This window comes from Chthonomonas sp. (genome assembly GCF_035294165.1).
GTDB lineage: Bacteria > Armatimonadota > Chthonomonadetes > Chthonomonadales > Chthonomonadaceae > Chthonomonas.
The window spans coordinates 1-21,530 of the sequence record NZ_DATGLN010000058.1 but is presented as its reverse complement, the minus strand read 5'-3'; the positions used below and the strand labels follow the sequence as shown (position 1 = coordinate 21,530).

Here is a 21,530-nt window from a genome sequence, read left to right as displayed (position 1 = left end):
CGCCCTGCCCCAGAAAAATCTCAAGATTTTCTGGGGAACCCTGAGTCGGCCTTGGGGAGAAGGGTGTCGGCGATCATGTCACCTCGAAGCGAAGCTGAGAGGTCTTTTCGTTTCGTCTTCACTGAGGGGAAGTGCATGTGCCTTGAGAAAGTGCTGAGGGAAAGGACGTGTGCCTTGAAGGGCCGGTAATACGAATGTCATTTCGAGCCGAAGGCGAGAAATCTTGCGTTTCAATCCCCACAGGTTCTGAGGGGGTAGGGCTATAGAGACTAGAGACTGTTGGCTTTACGGTTCTAGAGACAAATGGTACAGCAAGCCCGTCTTGTTCGCCCCCCTATCCCATCCTTTCGTCCTCGCGGACAGCAACGCAGCGGCCAGAGAAAGAGACGATCAAGGGAACGACACAGGCCGCTGAGGTGTTCACCGCTAGGACGCTTACCGCGAGGTGTCCCGCCCTCTGCCGGGGGAGGAGGCAGGCCTGCCCCTAATTGCTCATTGCTGTTTCTAAGTCCCCTTGTGCAGGGCGATAGCGGTAAGGGGAGTTGCTATTGAAGGCTCTGAAACTGATGGACGGTGGTCTTCAAATGGAAGTCGGGTGACGGGACAATTCCCCATGCTGGCCACAGTCCCCCTTGTCTCGATTTTTATGGGAAATGGGTATAATTTAGCTAAAGAACACCGTTTGCGTGTTCTTATGGTCAGTGTTGCACACGGTGCAAAGAAATTTACCCCACAGAAAAGGCAAGCACGATAATGCCTATCTATCGCCACCTACTCGGTCCAATGGACAACAATACCTACCTCATCGTGGACGAGGTTACCGGGGAGGCAGCGCTTGTAGACCCCTCCTTCGAAAGTGAACAACTTCTTCCCGAAATAGAACAGCTTGGCTACAGCCTCCGCTACATCCTGAATACCCATGCACATCTTGACCATGTGGCCGGCAACGCCTTCTTTTCTGCTTGGACGGGTGCCCCCATCGCCCTTCACAAAGACGATCTAGACCTGCTGCACGCGGTGCCTGAGCAGGCGAATGCTTTTCAGGTAGAGGTAGAACCGTCGCCAGAACCGGAGATTCTACTAGAAGATGGTCAGGAGCTACCGCTCGGTGAGCTATCTATAAAAGTAATGCATACGCCTGGGCATGCACCGGGACACGTTACGTTTCTGGTGGAGGATGCTGCCATTGTTGGGGACTGCCTGTTTCGCGGAAGTATCGGCAGGGTAGATCTCCCAGGCGGATCGGCTGAACAACTGATGGCGTCGCTTCACAATCGTCTCTTGAAACTTCCGGATGAAACCCGCGTCCTGCCTGGGCACGGAGAGCCGACCACCATCGGTGAAGAGAGGCGGCATAATCCGTTTCTGAGCTTATCAGGCCATGTTGAACGCGAATGATAGGGCCTTAAAAGAGTGGGCGCTCGCCTGCAAGACGCTGCAGGAGGGGCGGCAGCTCTTACTGATTCGCAAAGGGGGATTGCGAGAGGAGGAGGGGCGTTTCGTACCGCGTTACCCCGAATTCTTTCTGTTTCCCACTTTTGAACACCAGCGGGCTGAACTGCTGCAAGACCGTTATAAGAGCGAGTTTGAGGCGCTCTCGTTGCCTTCAGACCCTCGGCAGGTTGTGATCACCTCCTATGCGGTTGTGACCGACGTTTTTCAAGCTTGCTCTGAAGAACAGGTAATGGCCGCCTGCGAAGAGCATATCTGGAACGCAGAGTATGTGCGTCAACGCTTCGATTTCAACCCGTACGATCCGCTGACCCTCCTTGTGTTGCGTGTCTATGTGCTTCCCCAGCCGAGCGTCCTGCCTTTTCTGAAGGCCTATGAGGGCTGTCGCTCCTGGATTACGCTTGAAAAAGCCATTTCCCCAGAAGGGGCCGTGCCGGCGCTGTCGAATACGGAGTTTGAGAGGCGGCGTGAAGCGCTGCGAACGATTTTGACGCGGTCGTTCTAAAATGGTGCCGATGTTCGATTTTGCCGTTGTGGGTGGCGGTTTGGTAGGCCTTGCTACCTGCCTCGCCCTTCAAGAGCGATTTGGCTCTGCGAACCTTTTGGTTATTGAGAAGGAGAACGAGTGGGGGGCGCATCAGTCTGGGCACAATAGTGGGGTTATCCACTCCGGCATCTACTATCGCCCGGGAAGCGCGAAAGCACGTCTCTGCAAGCAAGGCCGGGAGGCTCTGATCGCCTTTTGCGATCGCCACGCGATTCCCTATCGTATTTGCGGCAAACTGATTGTGGCCTGCGACGAAACGGAACTTCCTCGTTTGAAAGATTTACAGCAGAGAGCTAGGGAGAACGGCATTCCAACCCGGTTTTTGAATGCAGAGGAGGCAAAGCGGTGGGAACCTTACGTGCGCTGTACGGCGGCGCTACGTGTGGAGACAACCGGTGTGGTGGACTTTAGGCAGGTGTGCCGGGCCTACGCCCAAGAGGTGGAAGCGCGAGGAGCCGAAATGCACTTGAACACGCTTTTGATGGGAGTACGGCCAGAGACGAACTCTACAACGCTGATATCGAGCCAAGGCGATTTTCGCTGCCGGTTTCTTATCAACTGCGCCGGCCTTTTCAGCGACCGCGTGGCGCAATTGGCCGGCTTACGCCCGCCGGTGCGTATCCTCCCTTTTCGCGGAGAGTACTACACCCTGCAAAACGCAAGCGCCGATCTCATCAAGGGGCTTATTTACCCTGTGCCCGACCCTGCTTTTCCGTTTTTAGGTGTCCATCTCACCCGAACGGTAGACGACCACGTGCATGCCGGCCCCAATGCGGTGCTAAGTTTAAAGCGCGAAGGCTACATGCGAAGCGATTTTAATCTTAAGGACTGCTGGGAGTGCATCGGCTACAGGGGGTTTTGGCGGCTTGTATTGCCCCATATGCGAGAGGGGCTTCAAGAGATACGGCGTTCCAGGAATCGCGCTCTGTTTGCGCAAAGCGTCCGCCGTATGGTGCCGGATATCCGCGAGAGCGACCTGATTCCTAACGGTGCCGGGGTTCGTGCGCAGGCGGTCACGCCCGATGGCAAGCTTGTAGACGATTTTCTTATTCTGGAGACTCCCAACGCTCTGCATGTCTGCAATGCGCCATCACCGGCGGCCACGGCCTCCTTGGCTATTGGGCAGGAGATAGCAAATCGAGTGCCTGCCGGTTGGGGGAGACGATGAGCCAATCGCCGCTGCTTCAGGTACGAGGGCTAAAGAAGCACTTCTCCACGCTGCAGCGTACAGGCGGGCGTTGGCGACGTGCATGGATTCGCGCCGTGGATGGCGTAGACCTCTCCATTGCGAAGGGCGAGACGTTGGGGCTTGTGGGAGAGAGTGGCTGCGGCAAATCCACCGTAGGGCGCGCCCTTTTGCGGTTGATCGAGCCGGATGATGGCGAGATTCGGTTTCTGGAACACGATGTACGCTCTCTGAAAGGGGAATCTTTACGGCGATTACGTCGTGAGATCGGCCTGGTCTTTCAAGACCCTTTCGCCGCCTTTAACCCCCGTCTTTTAGTGGGCGACATTGTGGCCGAGCCGTTGCAGGCGCATAGTTTAGTAGAAACGAAGGCAGAGCGTTTTGCACGGGTATGTCGGCTCCTGGAGAGCGTGGGATTGCCTTCTTCCGCTGCGGAGCGCTATCCGCACGAGTTTTCTGGGGGGCAGCGGCAGCGTATCGGCATTGCGCGCGCGATCGCCACGCAGCCTCAACTGCTTGTTTTGGATGAGCCTACGTCAGCGCTCGATCTCTCAATTCGTGCCCAGGTGCTCAATCTCCTGTTCGATCTGCAAGAGAGCCTGGGTATGGCCTACTTGCTGATTTCCCACGATCTCACGATGGTAGGGCATTGCGCGCATCGGGTGGCCGTTATGTATTTAGGCGTGATCGTGGAGGAGGGGCCGACGGAGGCTATCTTTCAAAGCCCGCTACATCCCTACACCCAAATGCTCCTTGCGGCGGCTCCACGCCCCGATCCATCGCGTCGTGGTGCGCGAAAACTGCTTGAGGGAGAGCCACCCAGCCCCATCGAGGTGCCCGGCGGGTGTCGCTTTCGCACGCGTTGCCCCTTTGCCCAGGAGCGCTGTGCCCAGGAAGTGCCCCTGCTGCAAGAAATTAAAACGGGGCACAAAGCGGCCTGTCATTACGCTGGAGCGCTTAATGCGTTACAATAAGTATAGAGCTTCGTTATGCGGAAGTATGGAAAGAGGATAAAGGGATGAATGGCACACTATTGCGGTGGCTTGATGCCCAGATAGAGGGCTTAAAGGAGCAGAACCTCTACAAACCATTGGTGGTGATGGATACTCCTTCGGAGGCGCGCATCACCGTCAACGGAAAAAAGGGGGTTATCAACCTCTCCAGCAACAACTATCTTGGGTTGGCCAACCATCCCAAGGTCAAAGAGGCGGCCATTCGCGCCGTCGAGCGATGGGGGGCCGGGGCGGGGGCGGTTCGGCCGATCATCGGAACCATGAGCCTGCACGTGGAGTTAGAGCGGCGTTTGGCAGCGTTCAAACATGTGGAGGCGGTACTGGTCTTTCAAAGCGGGTTCACGGCCAATGCCGGGGTGATTCCAACTATAACCGATGCGGAGGATGTGATTCTTACCGATGAGCTGAACCATGCCAGTATTATTGACGGCGTGCGCCTCTCGAAGGCACAGCGCAAAATCTACAAGCATCTCGATATGAACGCCTTGGAGGAGGCCTTGAAAGAATCGCAGGGTGCCAAGAAAAGGCTTATTATTACCGATGGCGTGTTCAGCATGGACGGGGATGTAGCTCCTTTAAAAGAGATCGTGGAGTTGGCCGAGCGATACGATGCCGCCGTTATGGTAGACGACGCGCATGGGTCGGGCGTTATGGGCGGCGGACGAGGGACGGCCTATCACTATGGGGTGCATGAACGCATTGACATTCAATTGGGCACTCTCTCGAAAGCGGTTGGAGTGATGGGTGGCTATATTGCGGGGAGCGCCCGCCTCATAGACTGGCTTACGCAACGGGCACGCCCCTTTCTTTTCAGCACGGCGCAGCCACCTGCCGTTGTGGCGGCTGTGATAGCAGCCATCGAGCTGATGGAGACCGATAGTTCACTAACGGAGCGGCTTTGGGAGAATACGCGTTACTGGAAAGAGGGGCTGCGTAAACTCGGTTTCGATACGGGGGTGTCGGTAACGCCCATCACGCCGGTGATGGTTGGCGACGAGGGCCGAGCGCAGCAGCTACAGCACGGGCTTTTTGAGGAGGGAGTGATGGCTTTGGCCATTGTCTACCCAACTGTGGCGAAAGGGAAAGCGCGCGTTCGTACCATGCCATCAGCTATGCACACCAAAGCCGATCTCGACGATGCGCTCATGGCGTTTGAAAAGGTGGGAAAACGGCTGGGAATTATCTAGCAGGCAGCCCGTAACTATTACGGTCTAAAGAGTCGTGCGTTCTGGCCGAAAATAGAGTTCGCCTATTTTCGTGAAAATGTGTCGGTCAGAGAGCCGTCGAAAAATTTGGCACGAAAATTGCAGTATACATAAGTGCAAACACTCTGTGTAGGGTACAGGCCATGGGAGACAGAACCGGCTTTCTTCATTCTCCTGAGGCCAGCCCTGAGGAATGCGAAAATTAAGAGTATAAGAAGGAAAATCCTTTTGATAGCAGGGAGGCATTTGACCCGATGAATTCGCCTCAGATGATAGTGGATGCAACGCCCGTACCCAGCGCACGTGATACCTTAGGAATCGTGTGGCGACGGGGTTGGGCTTTTGTCGTTGTCTTGGCGCTATGTTTAGGGGTAACGGCACTGGTTACCAAGTATATGCCTCGAGAGTGGTCACCCCAGGCATCGCTGTTGGTACAGCCGCAACCGCCAGGGCTTGCTGGGGCAGACCAAAACACGCGTGATGCCGTGCAGATGGAGAGCCCAGCAACAGAAATGCAACTGCTACAGACCGATCAGATGGCAGCTCGTGCTCTTGATTGGGCTCAAAGAAACTCCAACGGCCTCGTTGTGCCTCAACTTTCCACCAAACGTTTCCTGAAGATACTTGATGTTGAGAACCCGCAAGGCACGCAATTGATTACCATTTCGGTTACTTACGGGGACCCACAACTCGCCACCTTGCTAACAAACGCTGTAGCACATGCCTTTCTGCAATACAAGCGCGAACTAGTTGATGAGTATGCTACCAGCGCCATCAACAACCTTGCACAACGTGCCGCTGTGGCCAAAGAGAAATACGCTCAGGCGCTGGCAGCAGAAACGCGTTTTAAAGAAAAGTATGGGCTAACCGACATCGGTGCCCAGCAGATGGCGCTTCTCAGTTCCTACAACAACCTGTCAGAATCGATCCGTCAGCTAGAAACAAAAATCGCGGGCGAGCAGCAGACCTACTCGCTCTATAAGCAGCAGCTATCCGCGGAAAACGATGCTATCGTTAAAAACCGGACGGTGATCGACCCGGAAACGATTTCACAAGACCAACAACAGTATAATGCAGCTGTGCAGCAGCTACAACAAGATAGGCTTAAGTATACACCGCTCTATCCCGGGATCATTCCAAACGATGAGGCCCGTGTAAGAATGGCTAAAGAGAAACTTGATAGAGATTTAGCGGCCATCGTTAACAGCAAAATCCCTTCTCTGAACAATCATACTCAATTGCAACAGAACTATCGTCAGGCTTTAGTGACGCTGCTGGCCGATCAGAAGCAACTCGCCCAGGCGACAGAACAGCGAGCAGCAATTGCTAATAAGTTGAAGACTCTGCCTTTGCTTTATGAGCAATATCAAAAGCTGGCGCAGAATCTCGACTCTGCACAGGGCGTCTATAAGCAGTTGAAAAATAATCTCGATTCGGCCTATGCTAACCGCGCTGCAGCCCAGCCGAATATTCAAATTGCCCAGCTGGCAACGGTACCCTCAGATCCTTCTAGCCCCGTTGTTTGGCGTAACTACGCTTTTGGTGCTCTCATCGGCGTCGTGCTGGGCATCGCCACCATGCTCCTACTGGAGCAGAACGATAGTCGGGTACGGTCTCTTAAAGTTGCCCGTCGTATGCTGCCCGGCCCAGTAATCGGTACGCTGCCACGTATATCCGGTGCGCAGATGCGGGCGCTAGAGTCGGGTGAAGCGATAGGGCCTATTGCGGAAGCCTATAGTTTAGCCCGAGCAAACCTCGCACTCGCTTTGCGTGACATCAGCCATGAAGACCTGGGCGGCAGCCAGGTGGTTATGGTGACGAGCGCGCTTCCTGGTGAAGGGAAATCCATCACCGTGGCCTCGTTGGCTCGGTCTGCAGCCCGTGCCGGCAAACGAGTCATTCTTGTGAATGCCGACTTACGACACCCCTCGATAAACCAGATATTCCGAACCAACGAGAAGATCGGGCTGGCCGAGGTGTTGATCGGTGCGGTAAGCGCTGAGGATGCTCTTGTTAGCTCCGATACGCCCTATCTTAGCATTCTTCATAGCGGCACACCGGATCGGAATCCTTCCGATCTTCTGGCGCTGCCTACGATGGCCGAGTTGATAGAGCATCTTCGCAAGGAGGCAGACCTTATTCTCATAGATACGCCGCCCTGTTCGGTGGTGGCCGATGCACTGGTTCTGGCGCCACTCTGCGACTGTATTCTGCAGGTGGTCAGTCTCGATATGGCCGATCAGGTCACAACGTTAGAGACGGCAGAGGCGCTGCGCGCGGCCGAGCCGAAAAAGCTACTTTTCTTCATCAACCGCTCGGATACGCGCACCGCTCGAAATTACCACAGCTACTATTACTACAGCCAGAATGGTAAGAGCGCACGTAACGGGCACACGCCGGAAAAGAGCAAACCGGCTGTCCCCTCCCTTGCGCCGGAGACTAACGCGACACAGGAGATCGCGCTTCCTCAGGAAGAGGAGGGGTCAAACGAATGAGACCTTTTACTCAAAAAGTTTTTCCGTTGCAAAGGACGGCCTTTGGCCAAAGGAGTGTTGTTATGCGAATCGGTAAATTGGCCTTGCTGTTAGGCTTCGCGCTGCTATCGCCTAAAGCCTTCGCCCAGACGACGCCTACAACGCTGCCGGCTAACGGATCGGACACGCAGATTCCGTCAACGAAGGTGGTTTCAAAGTACCTTTTGGGGCCGGGCGATGTGATCTCTATTCAAGTCGTTAACTTTCCAGAGCTGACGATGGGCAGCGTACAGATTCCACCCGACGGTAAGCTCACGCCTCCCCTGCTGGCGGATTCGCCTATCAACGTTTTAGGAAAAACGGTCGAAGAGGTCGCCACCATGCTGACACAAGCATGGTCGAAATTTGTCATAAACCCAAGTGTCAGCGTGTTTCTCGTTCAGAAGCGCCCTCAGGATTCTATCGTCGTCTACGGATATACGCCCAAGACGGGCGAGGTTGCGATGCGCCCCGGTTTACGCATTCTTGATGTGATATCGGCCATGGGCGGTGGTGGTGACATAGGAGACCTCAGTCATGTGACGGTGACCCATGAGGACGGAACATCGCAAACTCTTGACCTCAGTAACCCTGAGACAAAAGGTGATTCGCCGGAAAATATCCTCATGCATGAGGGCGACATTGTCTATGTGCCTAAGCTCTATCAGTTCATTACCGTTACCGGAGATGTAAGGCAAGGCGGACAGTTTCCTTTCATTAAGAAGATGACTGTGGCGGAGGCGATCACCATGGCCGGAGGCTACATTGACGGGGACGCCGATCTTTCGAACGCGACCCTTACTCGAGATGGCAAAACGATCCACCTCGATCTTCAAAAGTTCTATTTAGACGGTGATACCTCTCAAAATCTGCCTCTTCAACCCGGCGACAGTATCTACATTCCACGTCAAATCAATGTTGTCTATCTTTACGGTGAGGTTGCTGGTCAAGGGCCTTACGACTTTCGCCCCGGCGATAGGCTGTGGGATGCCATCAATCGGCGTGGAGGGCCAACAAAAGAAGCCAATATAGGTGCAGTGGAAGTGATTCACACCGAGCTGGAGAAGAAGGTAGAAAAAGAACTAGAACAAAAAGACCCGAAAAAAGCCAAAGATTCGAAATGGATGTTTAATGAACTCAAAAAGCAGGGCGCTATAGAGGTTGTTGACCTAAATCGCTATTTCCGCGGCGACCAGAGCGTCAATGTGCCTTTAAACGCCGGAGACTTCATCATCGTTCCCTCTCGAAAACATGGGTTTACCTTTAACGATCTGTTCAATCTGCTTTCGAGCGCTAACCTCCTGCGTATTGTAGCGGGCTTCTAGCAGCCTTAGTCTGTTTGCCAGGTGCCTGCCTTTTGGGGCACCTGGCAATGCCAACAGAAGGGAATCGGCCATGCGGGTCGCTATCGTCCACGACTATTTGGCTCAGATGGGTGGGGCAGAGAAAGTTGTTGAGGTGCTTCATGAAATGTTTCCGGAAGCGCCTGTCTATACCTCTGTCTATGTGCCCGAAGCCATGCCTGCAAGCTTTAAAAGTTGGGACATCCGCACGAGCTTTCTACAGCGCTTGCCAGCCCTAAAAAAAACGCATCGCTTTGCCTTACCTCTCTATCCTTTAGCCTTTGAATCGTTTGACCTTCGGGGCTACGATCTGGTCATTAGCTCCTCATCGGCCTTTGCAAAGGGGGTGATAACGCAGCCGCATACGGTGCACATCTGCTATACCCATACCCCCATGCGTTTTGGATGGATGACCCATTCCTATCTAGAGAGAGAGGAGATAGGAGGACTGGAGCGCGTTCTCCTGGAGCCGGTTCTCTATCGCTTGCGCCTGTGGGATGTTGTGGCCGCGCTGCGGATAGATAGATATGTCGCAAACTCTACGGTGGTGGCCCAGCGCATCGCCCGTTTCTATCGCCGTGAGTGCGATATCGTCTATCCACCGGTGGATACGAACCGTTTTAAGCCCTCCGCGCAAAAAGAGGACTACTACCTTGTGGCGGCACGCTTTGCACCCTATAAACGGTTGGACTTGGCGATAGAGGCTTGCAATCGCTTGAAAAGACCCCTGAAGGTGGTGGGGAGCGGACGCCAAGAGGCCTATCTCAGGCGAATCGCAGGCCCTACCGTCGAGTTTCTAGGGCGCGTGAGCGATGCCGAGTTAGTTCAACTTATGGCGCACGCGCGTGGCTATATTATGCCAGGACAGGAGGATTTTGGCATTTCACCGGTAGAGGCGAACGCCTGCGGTTGTCCCGTCATCGCCTACGCTGCCGGTGGGGCGCTCGATACACAGGTGGATGGAGTCACCGGTGTACTCTTCCCCGAGCAGAGCGTAGAGAGTTTGTGTGAAGCCCTCTGTCGTGCCGAAAGCCTCGCGTTCGATATTCATGTTATGCGCCAGCACGCCCAACGGTTTGATACCTCGGTATTTAAGGAGCGTATGCGGCAGATCATCGAAGAGGAGATGGCTAAGCAGCATAAGGTCGTGTCTGGAGAGAGAAGGCAGAATGTCTGAAGCATCAAAACAGGGAACCACCGTAACGTCACCTTGGCAAAAAGAGCTGTTGGATACCTTGATGGAAGTGGGGCGTTGGCCACTACATATCTGGTTGGTCATCTTGGCAGCCATAGCGCTCTATATGCCTGTATTCCTGGATGTGATCCCTTTTCAAATTCAAAGCGGCATCTACTCCTACGGTGTGCTTATTCCCCCCATCGCGATCGGACTGCTCTATCTTCAAAAAGATCGCTTACGCGCGGCGCGACCGGCTCCAGACCCCGTTGGCTTTTTCTGGATCGCACTCGGCGTCTTGATAGAGTGGGTAGGGTGGTTCTTACGGGTGCGCTTCCTTATGATGCTCTCACTTACACCGGTGGTGGCCGGCTGCATTCTGGCCCTTCATGGGCGAGAACTCTGGCGAGCCGCACGGTTTCCCGTGTTGGTGCTGTTGCTTGCAGCTCCGGTGCCCATGCCGATCATCAATCCACCGGATGTCTGGATTCAGCATCTAAGCGCCATCGGTTCTGCCGGTATTATGCAGACTTTGGGCTTCCCGCTCATTCGGCAAGGGAACACCATTCAGATTCCTGGAATGACCCTGGATGTGGCCGAAGCCTGTAGCGGATTTAAGAAGCTGTTGGCCTTTTTCTGCTTTGCGGTGCTTTACGGCTGGTTTTTTGCACTGCCTCGAAGGCGTTGGCTTCTACTTACCCTTTTGGCGCTGCCGGTGGCATTAACAGCCAATGTGGTGCGCATCGCCGGTCTTATCTTTATTGGAACGGAGTTCGGTGAGCATGCCTTTCATATTGCACACGAGTATGCCGATTTCTTCGTGATCGCGCTCTCTTGTGTGCTGTTTCTCACGGTGGGCAAGTACATGGGATGCGACAGAAGCCGGTTTGCACTGGAGAAAGCCCAAGAACGGCCTGCGGAGGCGGAGGTCGCGTTACATGGAGGTTAGAGGGGGAACATATGCAGCAAAGACGCTATAGCTTTTTGATTTGTGCCCTTCTGCTATTGGGGTTGGGGGCCAATTTAGGGTTTGGACGGCTGAAATTCGCCACACCGCACCCGGTGCCCATCGAGAACTTCCCACGCCATATCGGCGATTGGGTTTGTGTGGCAGACGATCCGGTAGACCCAGCCGTTCAAAAGGCGCTACCTACCGCCACCATCATTCAAAGGGAGTATCGAGACCCACTGGGGCATGTCGTTACCCTTGAGCTGATTACGGGAAAGAGTTACGACGATTTTCATGACCCTAATGTCTGCTTCCCGGCGCAAGGATGGACCCTTTTCGACCATAAGATACTCAATTGGAACGGGCAAGAGGTCAACTTTATGAAGGCCACACTCAACGGCTATACCGAAGATTTCGCCTACTACCTGGCCGGAGGCTATCTCGCTCAAATCCCCATGGGCGGCATCGCCCAAAAGAAGTTCTATGCCTGGCGCAAGTTGCTGACAGGGGAGGGAGGCGGCTCTTTAGTGGTACGCATGAGCAACACCGAAGGGCCGGGCAGCGTGGACGTGTTAAAACGCTTCGCACTGACCATTCAGCCTATCGTTAACGCTTTGGTGAAAGAAAAGAGATGAGCACAGAGAGCTTGCCAGAGGCGGCAAAACGGCCGCTAACCACAATTCAGCCACCCAAAAGGTGGCAGTTTATAGATTGGAAGGAGCTATGGCGATATCGTGATCTCCTTCTCGCTCTGGCCGGAAAGGATATTCGTTTGCGCTACCGCCAAACCATTTTGGGCGTGGCCTGGGTCATTATTATTCCCCTCATCTCGGCGGGCATCTTTACCTTTGTCTTTGGGCGTGTGGCCAAGTTGCCCAGCGATCATGTGCCCTATATTCTATTCGCCTTTGTGGGCACCATGGCGTGGAACCTTTTCAACAGCATTATAACCAACTCCATCGCAACGCTTTTGGGCAACGCTAACATGATCTCCAAAATCTACTTTCCGCGCCTGATCTTACCGTTATCTACGGCGTTAGGCAGCCTGTTAGATTTCAGTATCGGCCTGTGTCTGCTTATTGTGTTGCTTATTTCTTACCATGTAAGTGTTCACTGGACGATACTGCTGTTTCCTTTCTGGCTTTTCCTTTTGCTGATCATGGCGCTCGGCATCGGGTGCATCAGCTCCGCCGGTGCGGTGCCCTATCGGGATGTGCGCCAGGTTATGCCGGTGCTTCTCAACATTCTGCTCTACGCCAGCCCGGTGGCCTACGGAGCTAATGTTGTGCACGGTAAGTTGCATGCCATCTACATGCTGAACCCGTTGGCGGTGATTTTGCAAGGTTTCCGGTGGGCGGTTTTTGGGGTTTCTCCGCCCTCTTTAGGCAGCATTGTGTACGCGGTGGTCTGTGCCGTGGCGATCTTTGTGGGAGGCGCCATGGTGTTTAGGAACGTGGAACGAAGTTTTGCCGATGTTATTTAGGGCTATCCAAAAAAGACCGGATAGCCCTGCACGGCGCTACCGACCCAGGCGCCCATAAGCCCCCACAGAATGCCGGCAACGGCAAAATGTCCCAAGGCCAAGCCGAGAAAAAAGGGAATGAGCCGCCGATAAAGTGACATGCCCCCGTAGCGAAGCACAAGCGATTTAATGATCCAAACCACCAGAAACGGCCCCCAAATAAGCGATCCATAGCTACAGGTCATTACATAGCCTATGGGGTGGAACCAAAAGCCGGTAAAGCGAATGCGATACCACCAAAGCAAGAAGGCGATAAGGGCCCCGATGACGGTGGCGTAGATGCGCGGAATGTCGGGAAGTTTCGGAGTTTTCATATAGCCGGTGGCGGCGCTATACTCCGGTTCCGTTAACCATTGACCCCATATCTCTCCACGCAGTTGCACGACCCCATGTTGATAGTAGGGCACGAGATGGTTATACCAGCCGAGTATAATGCCTACCACGACCGCCAAGGCCAGAAACTGAAAGAGTTTGGCCGCACGAATCTTCACACGGCGTGCTATCTCTAAACTCTCTATCTGGTAACCGGTCATTTCAGGAAAGTAACCTCTGGCCAGAAACACAAACAGCGCCCATATGGTTAAGGTGGAGGGGCTGTTGCGGGCAAACGGGGCCGAGCCAAAGGTATAAAGAAAGAAGGCCTTTTGTTGCTGATAGGGAAACAGCCAGATGAGCGGCACACCGGCTTCGGCGCGAAGTCGGCCGTAAACCATGGCGACGGCTACAACGAGAGCGAGATAGGCTAGCGCGATCCACCAGCCCATTCCGGCCACCCACATATAGCCCCAGGTGATGAGAAACCCACCGAAAAAACCTAGCCAAAGCCGACGATAACGCGTGTTGACGATGGTGCTAGACACGGCGCTCTCTCCATCCTCAAGGCCAAAGCCTTTCACCTCTGCGCCCTTTTCCTTGTGCCAAGCCGCTCTCCAGGCCTCTTTAAGGCGGCGTCGCGCTAACCAGATCAGCAGCACGGCGAGCACCATGTAGGCGCCTATGCCCTCTTCCTGAAAGTAAGGCAACAGGCCGGGCGACGCACCGTGTGCTACCCCGAAAACCGCTGCCAGCTTCAGCACAAAGTAAGATACCCATACCGTAAGACTTATCTCTGTAGAAACCAGAAAACCTAACCCGATAAGTTCGGGGCGGATGTGAAAAATAAGCGGTTTCATCTCGCTCCAAGGAGGCGAGTTGAAGAGGGGGGAGAGATCGAACTGTTTGCCTATGGCGGGAAAGGCCGGAGCCAAAGCGTGTGCAATATTGATAAGATTATATACGGCTGCAAGCGCGAAGCCAGACCACATCAACGGGTTACGAAAGAAAGGAGGGCCTTGGGCATCCGTTTGCGACATCTCAAGAGGCAGTGCAACGAGAGGGAAGGAGAGCCGTTCGTCATCAGCCCAGGCATGGTAGAGCAGCCCCATAAGGCTTGCCAAGCACCACCAGAGTGCCAAAAAGAAGCCAAGCCAGCAGAGACACGGAACGATCCAGAGATGCCATGGCACCACACCGTTAGGTGCACCTTCGTAGAGGTGCTTGATGGCCTGCAGATCGTGAGGAGCTAGCCACTTCGGCAGGTAGGCTCGATTGGGGACAATATCTTTGGTTTTCAGATAGAAGGGGAGGGTTATTAAAGAGAAAAGGAATTGGGTTACCCCAATGCCCATGATGGTTGTGCTGACGGTTACAAAGAGGAAAACGGTGAGTAGCTCTGCCGTTGAAAAGAGGCCAGCTTTACGAAGGTTACGAAACAGGGAGTTGAGGGCGATAAGCAGCGCTAGGGCCGCAAGGCCGGGTATGGCGGGCACGCTTTCGGTAATCTGGGTAGCCAATACCATGATCTCGGAACGCCTCACCCAAAAGCCCGCCAGGAGCGACAGCAGCAGTGCCAGTACGAATGCGCGTTTTGAAAGACCTTGATCGTTTCCCAAAGATGGTGTTGCGACTCCTCTCCGATACAGTTCCTGCATTCTATGGTACCTCGAAAAAGGTCATTTTCGAGATCGCTGTTTGTCACAGATACTTTTGTAGATAGGGCTTATATGTCGTCTTTGGCTAAAAACCAAGATATTCTTGTCAATAAGTAACCTGTTTCGACTTAGAGCCTTGGAGCAGAGGCCCTTTGGGACACGCTAAAAATTTTCTCCAATAGTAGTTGACAAACGTCTACATATTTTGGTTTAATAAGAGGGCTAGGAAGAAAGCGCCTAGACCCTGTGGAATCGGGGGCTAGGTAGAAGGAGAACGAAAAATGCCCAAGGAGCAACAGGAGCTATCGGCGTTTAGACTGCGGACGGAAAAGCGCTCCTCTATCTCAGAGAAGTTGCCCGTTCTTTCGGAAGCCTCGGAGGCTGTAGTGATAGAAAGACGGGGTAGCGCAAGAGACACGGTCAAACAGATGCTGGTCGCAACGCCCATAGAGCCTCGGTCTACAACGCTGCAGGATACTTCTCCTATGCTGTCTGCAGGTACTTCATCGGAAATCGAGTGGGACGGAATTATGGAATGGGCTCAGGAGCGTGCCGCACGGCACTACGTGCTTGAGCGCTGCAAAAAGCATGTCTACATTGAGTGCGGCGAGGTGGCGCGCCTTACGGGTTGGCCGGGGCCTAGGGTGCGGCGCTTCATTTTGGAGGTACAAGACGAGTGGCGGCAGATTCAAGGTATTCGCCCCCGTGGCCGTCCACGCAAAAGCCTCTAGAACGCTTCTGTGTGATGCCCTCACGGTGCGCTCCGTGTATTCTGCGAAAAAGCCGGCTAAGGGTTACCAACTGTTGACAGATATGCACGCAAATGCTGAAGGGGATAGGCCTTGTGCCTACCCCTATTTGGGGCATGGTTTGAACAGCGGTTTACGAACCTAGGCGTTTGGTGGTGGGAGCGCTCGATCGTAGCGGGCGAGGCTCGCTTCGCGCGAGCGACCGGTGCGCTCGTAAAGGATGATAAGGGAATCGTAGAGGCGGTTGGGTTGGTCGCTCTCTTCGCCAACGGCAAGGGTGAGTGCGTTGAGAAACTCTCGCTCGGCCGCCTCGAAATTGCCTTGAGCCAAGTAGGTATTTCCGAGGACTTCACGCGCCTTAGGATCGTAGGGATCGTCAAAAACGGCGACATGCCAGAGGGGGTCACTACGAAAGCGCGCATCGGCATAACGACTATATTGCACCAAGGCGTCGGCAGCGACTTCGTAGATGTCGGCTTCCGGATGGTCTGCACCGAGGTCCCATTCCCAAGTTCGTGTGCACAGCGGGATAAGATGGTTTAAAACCGCCCACCACTCTTCCGTCGCTCTTGCAAGGTCTCCTCTTTCCCGATAGACATCGGCCATGAGATAGCAGGGGTCACCGAACCAAGGGGCGGCCTCGGCAGCCCGATGAAAATAGTCGAGTGCCCGCTCGTCGTCGTTATTAGCCCGACGCCGACATCCAAGATGGCACAGACTGAGGGCGGCTTGCGGGTCGGATTCAACGATGGCGAGATGCAGTTCGGTTTCGTTGCGCGGACAGGGGGTATCTTTGTAGTGCGCAAGCCCGAGGTGGGCAAGCAACTGATACTGTTCTGGGTCGTAAAGCTCCATCTCGGCCCACTGTTCTTCCAGTTCATAACGCCCAACGAGAGCGCAATGGCGGAGAAAAGCTCCAAAATCGGAGGCCACAGGGCGTAGAAACATCTCATCTTCGTCCCAATAGAGCACCGGCCATTGGTCTACCTCGGTCTTCTGCAGCGGCGCATAGAAGCCATAAAGGCCGCCCTCATCTACGGCGCGTCCAAAGGGCAACAGCTGGGGAAGCATGCCATATTCTCTGCCGCTGCCGGCGAGAATGGCGTCGAGCGTGAAAAATTCGCAGTGACCGAGAAACGGTTGTTCTTGCTGCCGATAAAGACTCCGAAACAGTTCTGGCAGGCGAAGCTGCCAAAACCGCTCTAAAGCGCGAAGAGCTGCGTCCGTCGCGGCCTGTCGGCGTTCCTCTCTTCGGCTCATATGTTCGATTGTCTCCAAAAATGCATAAGGTTGTACCTATTGGCCTATGTAGCGATGAAAAGCGCCCTTTACAGCCATTATGCCTCTGCAGAAATTGCTGGTGCCGTTAATATATCGGCTATAATCGGCTTTCTGCTTAGCTCTTTTTGAATGAGTTGCCGTAGTAAAAATATGCGCGAGGCGAACAGGCGCTTCCTCGAAAGCCTCTGGTCAAAGTATACCTGAATAACTGTATGCGCTAGACGCTTTTGCCGCAATCAGTACGTAATATTTGAAAGAAAGCGCCAAAATAGAATAGAGTGCTGCGGCTACCGCACAACGATGTGCAGGAGAAAAAGCCATGAATACCGGATTAACAACTACCAAAGCCCCCTTTATTGAGGAAGCACGAGGAACAGGGCAGCTCTTTATAACGCAGCCCTATGCCCTCTATTGCGAGGAGAACCACGAGGCTTGGCGACAGCTCTACAGGCGCATGATCCCCTTGTGGCAACGCTATGCGAACCCGCACTTTTTGAAAGGGCTGCAATGCCTGTGTTTGCCCCCCGATCGGGTGCCAAAGCTGGAGGAGGTGAACCGCTTCCTCGAACCGCTTACCGGATTTCGTGCGAAGGCGGTAAGCGGCTACGTGCCGGCCTTCCTTTTCTTCGATTGTCTGCGGAACCGAGAGTTCCCAACGACGATCACGGTGAGGTCGCTAGAAAACCTTGACTATCTGCCTGAACCCGACATCTTCCACGACGTTGCCGGCCATGTGCCGATGCACACCGACCCGGCTTTCGCAGAGACGCTTGTGCGACTCGGCGATTGTGCCCATACTGCCGTAGAGATGGTGGCGGGAATGGGCAATGCGAAGGAGCAGCTGCGCCGACTTACCAATATCCTGAAAGCGTTTGCCCGATTCTTCTGGTTTACCATTGAGTTTGGGCTTATGAGCACGCCAGAAGGGCTGAAGGTCTATGGGAGCGGCCTGTTAAGCTCGTATGGGGAGATCGTGCACAGCATCGAATCGCCAGAGGTGCAGCGCTATCCTTTACAGATCGAGTGGGTGATCAATCAGGCGTTTGAAATAGACCACTATCAGCCGCTGCTGTTTGTGGTGGAGAGTTTCGATCATCTCTACCAACTGGTAGATACGCTAGAGAGATGGATGCGGGAGGGGCGGCTTAACAATGTCGCTCCCGGTGAGCCTACGATGCGTGAGAGTGACTTGCAAAGTTTCCTGCATGTTGCCGGTAACGGGGGTCAACGGGCATGATGCGCGATGCCCTTCATACGGTTCGCGATATTCGTCTGGTGCGTCCAGATGATGCTGACTACATCGCCTATCGGCGTCGTATGGCCGATCTGCGTCCCTCCCGGGGTGGGCCGCGCCAGGCTGGCGAGATGTTGGGCGGTCTGGTGGAGCAGGCGGTACGACATTGGCTTGGAAAGCAGGTTCCTTTACAGGAGGAGCGTATCCTCAGTTGGGAACAGCGTCTTGCAAATGGGCGACATGGCCGTCTCTATAGGGAGCTAGATGCCGTTTGGCCTATTGACCCAGAATCGCTCTGCCTTTTCGAGATCAAGTTCACCACAAAGGAGCGCATGGCGATGGGGGTGGGGCTCGATCAGCTGGATGCGGCTGCAGAGATTCTAGCCCGATCAAAGCAGGTTCGCTATCTTCTCTTGCGGCTCGTTTACGTGGGAGCGGAGCCGGTTCCGGTGCTGGTGGAGGAGGGCGTCGGCCTTGAGGGGAAGTCTGAGGAGCTTTTAGTGGTGCCGCCTACCGAAGAGTACGAGGAGTTAGGTGTGATATGGGTTCCTCCGGCGGCCGTGGAAGAGAGCACCGCAGAGCTTGGTTTGGAGCTACCGGCAAACTGGCTTGAACCGGAAGCGCGTGAGGGAGCTGTAGAGGACCCGGAGCGGGATGCTTGGCGCTTCTATGTAGAGAGTGCCCAAGAGGCAACATCGGTGGAAAACCCCTTAGCGGCGGCGCTGAAACGTTTATTAGCGGAAGAAGCTCAGGAAGAAGATAAGAGGGGCCTCTCGCGATGAGAAGCCCCTCTAAGACGGACTTCGGCTTTTCGCTACTCCGGCGTAGGTTTAAGGCCGATTACCTCGCGCAGGCGCGGGTTGTTTCGTTGTTGGCGCAGCTTTGCGAGGGCGGAAGACTCGATTTGGCGGACGCGCTCACGGGTTAAACCGAGGGCGTTGCCTACCTCCTCTAGGGTGCGTGGTTCCGCGCCATCCATTCCGAAGCGGAGGATGATCACGTCGCGCTCACGAGGGGTTAGCTCGGCAAGCACCTCCATGAGGGCATCACGCACGGCCATATGGGCGGCCTCTGTGGCCGGGTTGTGGGCATCGCCGGCCGGAATAAGGTCGGCCAGGCGGTTCTCACCCTCTTCGCCCACCGGCATCTCCAGAGAAAGCGGCTCCACAGAGCTGCGCAGCAACTCGGTCAGTTTCTCCTCCGGCATGCCGAGTTCTTTAGCCAACTCGGCACGTGAGGGGGCGCGCCCTAGCCGCTGACGCAACGCAAGGCGCGTTTTGTTGATGCGCCCCAGCGTGTCGGTAACGTGTACCGGCAGACGAATGAGCCGCGACTGATCGGCGATGGCGCGCGTGATGGACCGGCGAATCCACCAGATAGCGTAGGTGCTAAATCGGTAGCCACGCCGATAGTTGAAGCGGTCTACCGCGCGCATAAGGCCGATGGCACCCTCTTGCATGAGGTCTTCTATCGGCATGCCGTGCCCGAGATAGCGACGTGCTACCGAGGCCACGAGACGAAGATTGGCCAGCACGAGGCGCTCTTTTGCCCGTCGCTCCAGCTCTTTGTCTCCGGTCTGACGGGCCGTCTCGATTTGGCGAGCCAGCTCGATCTCCTGCTCGTGGGTAAGCAAAGCCATTTTCCCGGCGCGTCGAAGCCAAGCTTGTGCGCTCTCTTCCAGCTCGCCGGCATCGGCTACCGCTTCCTCACCCGTCGCCAAGCAAGGCTCCGAAATCTCTATCTCTTCTACAGAATCCTCTATTTCTGAAGGGGACAACGCCTCGGTCGTCTCCTCCAGCTCATCCAAGTTGCGCTCCAGAACGCCTAATTCATACATCTCTACCATCTCCAGGGGCATCGCGCCTCCCTCCTAAAACTATCAACAAATTTTTCTTTGAACTCGTTTATCTCTTGCAGCCTACGCCTCTCGCCTCACTACCGTGGTACACCGATTCCTATCGTGGGATCGTTCCAAATCATTATATACGTGTTTTTACGTGCCTAAGTCGTGAAAGCGCCTTCTAACGATGACATATTTTCACGAAGACCCTGCTTTTCCTACGCGCGATATATAGACATAATTCACGGAGGAAAAGTTTCAGTAGAATAGGGCACCAAAACTTAGGGTTGGTTTAGGGCAAACCAGGCATCGGTAGGTTGCTGTGCCCAGTAGAAGCCGTTAAGCGAAAACCATTTGGCATGCCCATCGGCCAAGGTCACCACAGCACCTCCATTATGGCGCGGGTCTGGTCTGCCCCAATAGTCTGCATCCGGCTGTGAAGGCGGAAGCAGATAGGTGCTAACATGGTTCGGCGGCGGCCTACCGATAATGCCTTTCGCATCGGCCATCATCACGGTGTGGGCGGGCTGCTGAATGGCCGCCAACGAAACTCCCGGCGCGTTGTTCAGGGTGTAGATGTTGTTCACAACGACACCAAGGTTTAGGTAGTAGGCATTCCAACCATATTGGCAAACCGGCTTGCCATAACTATTGTACTGTTGCAGATTAGAGGATGGACATATCCATATCTGCTTATTGCGCACATAAGGGTCGAGCAGATCATGCCAGTTTAAAAACACGAATGGCGAAAGCGATGTTGCCGCTAGCGGTAACCGCTCGTCGTAATCTTGGGCATACATTTGGGTTGCAAGCCCCATTTGTCGCATGTTAGAAAGGCAGACCGTTTGTCGTGCCTTTTCGCGCGCCTGCTCGAATACAGGGAAGAGAATGGCAGCAAGCACGGCGATAATGGCGATCACCACAAGCAGCTCTATGAGCGTGAAGCCCGTATTTTTGTCTCTCTGCATTCTCCCCGTTCCTCCCCCGGCCTGTTCCGGAGCGTGCATTATGACATACAAAGCCCCGCTCCTACAAGAGAGAAACGGGGATTCCCTTTTGTGCATTATGGCTATACGCATAAGAAGCCTCCACTGTTCCTAAGGAACCCCGTGCGCAGGCGCAAAATTTGATTGTGGTCTCTTTCTCCAAAAACTTTACCTCGTTGAGGTACGAGGGGTGGCGAGGAGGTTGGGAAACTAGGGAGCGCTGCTCCTCATAAAAGTGACGGCGCTTATCGAGGCCTTTGAGGTATCATACTTTTCCATAACAGCCTGCAACCTTATTGCCTAAGGAAGATAGCATGACAGACGAAGAACGGAATCGGCCGCATTTTGAAACCCTCTGCGCGCATTTTGCTGAAGACCCCTCCAAGTTTCATGGTGCTGTGATCCCACCCATCTTTCAAAACTCACTGTTCACTTTTCCTACCTATGAAGAGCGGGCGACAAACTATCAGCTAGAGCCGACGGAGATCGAGGAGGCCGCCGGGGGAGTCAGCCGTTTTTACGACTACACGCGCGTGACGAACCCAACCACCGATATCGTGGAGCGC

The 21,530-nt window shown here is 54.5% G+C and carries 18 protein-coding genes and 1 pseudogene; 15 read left to right on the top strand and 4 right to left on the bottom strand.

Annotated elements, in window-relative coordinates:
- The first annotated feature begins 753 nt into the window (after positions 1 to 753).
- The 11 genes from VKV29_RS02415 to VKV29_RS02365 all read left to right on the top strand — a co-directional run bounded on the left by VKV29_RS02415 (position 754) and on the right by VKV29_RS02365 (position 12,865).
- On the top strand, positions 754 to 1,398 hold the full coding sequence (locus tag VKV29_RS02415; protein WP_324199704.1) for an MBL fold metallo-hydrolase: 645 nt from the start codon (positions 754 to 756) through the stop codon (positions 1,396 to 1,398).
- Positions 1,382 to 1,957, top strand: coding sequence for a DUF1802 family protein (locus tag VKV29_RS02410; protein WP_324199703.1), 576 nt, complete (start codon positions 1,382 to 1,384; stop codon positions 1,955 to 1,957). The genes VKV29_RS02415 and VKV29_RS02410 overlap by 17 nt, the downstream gene beginning before the upstream one ends.
- 10 nt (positions 1,958 to 1,967) lie before the next feature.
- The gene (gene lhgO, locus VKV29_RS02405) at positions 1,968 to 3,167 is read left to right on the top strand and encodes an L-2-hydroxyglutarate oxidase (RefSeq protein WP_343217325.1); all 1,200 of its coding nucleotides are present in this window, start codon (positions 1,968 to 1,970) and stop codon (positions 3,165 to 3,167) included.
- Positions 3,164 to 4,159, top strand: coding sequence for an ABC transporter ATP-binding protein (locus VKV29_RS02400; protein ID WP_324199701.1), 996 nt, complete (start codon positions 3,164 to 3,166; stop codon positions 4,157 to 4,159). The genes lhgO and VKV29_RS02400 overlap by 4 nt, the downstream gene beginning before the upstream one ends.
- 44 nt (positions 4,160 to 4,203) lie before the next feature.
- On the top strand, positions 4,204 to 5,385 hold the full coding sequence (locus tag VKV29_RS02395; RefSeq protein WP_324199700.1) for a glycine C-acetyltransferase: 1,182 nt from the start codon (positions 4,204 to 4,206) through the stop codon (positions 5,383 to 5,385).
- 272 nt (positions 5,386 to 5,657) lie between these two features.
- Positions 5,658 to 7,898: a GumC family protein gene (locus VKV29_RS02390; protein ID WP_324199699.1), complete on the top strand. Its 2,241-nt coding sequence runs from the start codon at positions 5,658 to 5,660 to the stop codon at positions 7,896 to 7,898.
- Between the two features lie 62 nt (positions 7,899 to 7,960).
- Complete coding sequence (locus VKV29_RS02385; protein WP_324199698.1) at positions 7,961 to 9,241, top strand: polysaccharide biosynthesis/export family protein; 1,281 nt, start codon at positions 7,961 to 7,963, stop codon at positions 9,239 to 9,241.
- Between the two features lie 70 nt (positions 9,242 to 9,311).
- Positions 9,312 to 10,436, top strand: coding sequence for a glycosyltransferase (locus tag VKV29_RS02380; RefSeq protein WP_324199697.1), 1,125 nt, complete (start codon positions 9,312 to 9,314; stop codon positions 10,434 to 10,436).
- The gene (locus VKV29_RS02375) at positions 10,429 to 11,382 is read left to right on the top strand and encodes an exosortase/archaeosortase family protein (protein WP_324199696.1); all 954 of its coding nucleotides are present in this window, start codon (positions 10,429 to 10,431) and stop codon (positions 11,380 to 11,382) included. The genes VKV29_RS02380 and VKV29_RS02375 overlap by 8 nt, the downstream gene beginning before the upstream one ends.
- Positions 11,383 to 11,393: 11 nt before the next feature.
- Positions 11,394 to 12,017 (top strand): EpsI family protein, encoded by a 624-nt coding sequence (locus tag VKV29_RS02370; RefSeq protein ID WP_324199695.1) that lies wholly within the window; start codon positions 11,394 to 11,396, stop codon positions 12,015 to 12,017.
- The gene (locus tag VKV29_RS02365; protein ID WP_324199694.1) at positions 12,014 to 12,865 is read left to right on the top strand and encodes an ABC transporter permease; all 852 of its coding nucleotides are present in this window, start codon (positions 12,014 to 12,016) and stop codon (positions 12,863 to 12,865) included. The genes VKV29_RS02370 and VKV29_RS02365 overlap by 4 nt, the downstream gene beginning before the upstream one ends.
- Positions 12,866 to 12,867: 2 nt before the next feature.
- Here the strand turns inward: VKV29_RS02365 and VKV29_RS02360 are convergent, their stop codons facing one another.
- Positions 12,868 to 14,835: a DUF6785 family protein gene (locus VKV29_RS02360; RefSeq protein WP_324199693.1), complete on the bottom strand. Its 1,968-nt coding sequence runs from the start codon at positions 14,833 to 14,835 to the stop codon at positions 12,868 to 12,870.
- A gap of 320 nt (positions 14,836 to 15,155) precedes the next feature.
- Here VKV29_RS02360 and VKV29_RS02355 point away from each other — a divergent pair, with 320 nt between their 5' ends.
- Positions 15,156 to 15,605 (top strand): hypothetical protein, encoded by a 450-nt coding sequence (locus VKV29_RS02355; protein WP_324199692.1) that lies wholly within the window; start codon positions 15,156 to 15,158, stop codon positions 15,603 to 15,605.
- A 159-nt stretch (positions 15,606 to 15,764) separates the two neighbouring features.
- Here VKV29_RS02355 and VKV29_RS02350 read toward each other — a convergent pair whose 3' ends face one another.
- Positions 15,765 to 16,883 (bottom strand): SMI1/KNR4 family protein, encoded by a 1,119-nt coding sequence (locus VKV29_RS02350; RefSeq protein ID WP_324199691.1) that lies wholly within the window; start codon positions 16,881 to 16,883, stop codon positions 15,765 to 15,767.
- Positions 16,884 to 17,223: 340 nt separating this feature from the next.
- On the opposite strand from VKV29_RS02350, the gene VKV29_RS02345 reads away from it, so the two are divergent.
- Together VKV29_RS02345 and VKV29_RS02340 are read left to right on the top strand one after the other, a co-directional pair.
- The gene (locus VKV29_RS02345; protein ID WP_324199690.1) at positions 17,224 to 18,141 is read left to right on the top strand and encodes a phenylalanine 4-monooxygenase; all 918 of its coding nucleotides are present in this window, start codon (positions 17,224 to 17,226) and stop codon (positions 18,139 to 18,141) included.
- Positions 18,138 to 18,920, top strand: a complete 783-nt coding sequence (locus VKV29_RS02340) for a hypothetical protein (RefSeq protein ID WP_324199689.1) — start codon at positions 18,138 to 18,140, stop codon at positions 18,918 to 18,920. Before VKV29_RS02345 ends, VKV29_RS02340 begins: the two co-directional genes overlap by 4 nt.
- 32 nt (positions 18,921 to 18,952) lie before the next feature.
- Here the strand turns inward: VKV29_RS02340 and VKV29_RS02335 are convergent, their stop codons facing one another.
- Complete coding sequence (locus VKV29_RS02335) at positions 18,953 to 19,996, bottom strand: sigma-70 family RNA polymerase sigma factor (RefSeq protein ID WP_324199688.1); 1,044 nt, start codon at positions 19,994 to 19,996, stop codon at positions 18,953 to 18,955.
- 263 nt (positions 19,997 to 20,259) lie between these two features.
- Positions 20,260 to 20,946 (bottom strand): DUF1559 domain-containing protein, encoded by a 687-nt coding sequence (locus tag VKV29_RS02330; protein ID WP_324199687.1) that lies wholly within the window; start codon positions 20,944 to 20,946, stop codon positions 20,260 to 20,262.
- Between the two features lie 332 nt (positions 20,947 to 21,278).
- Between VKV29_RS02330 and VKV29_RS02325 the strand changes: the two are divergent.
- A pseudogene (locus tag VKV29_RS02325) lies at positions 21,279 to 21,530 on the top strand (hypothetical protein); the annotation flags it as partial.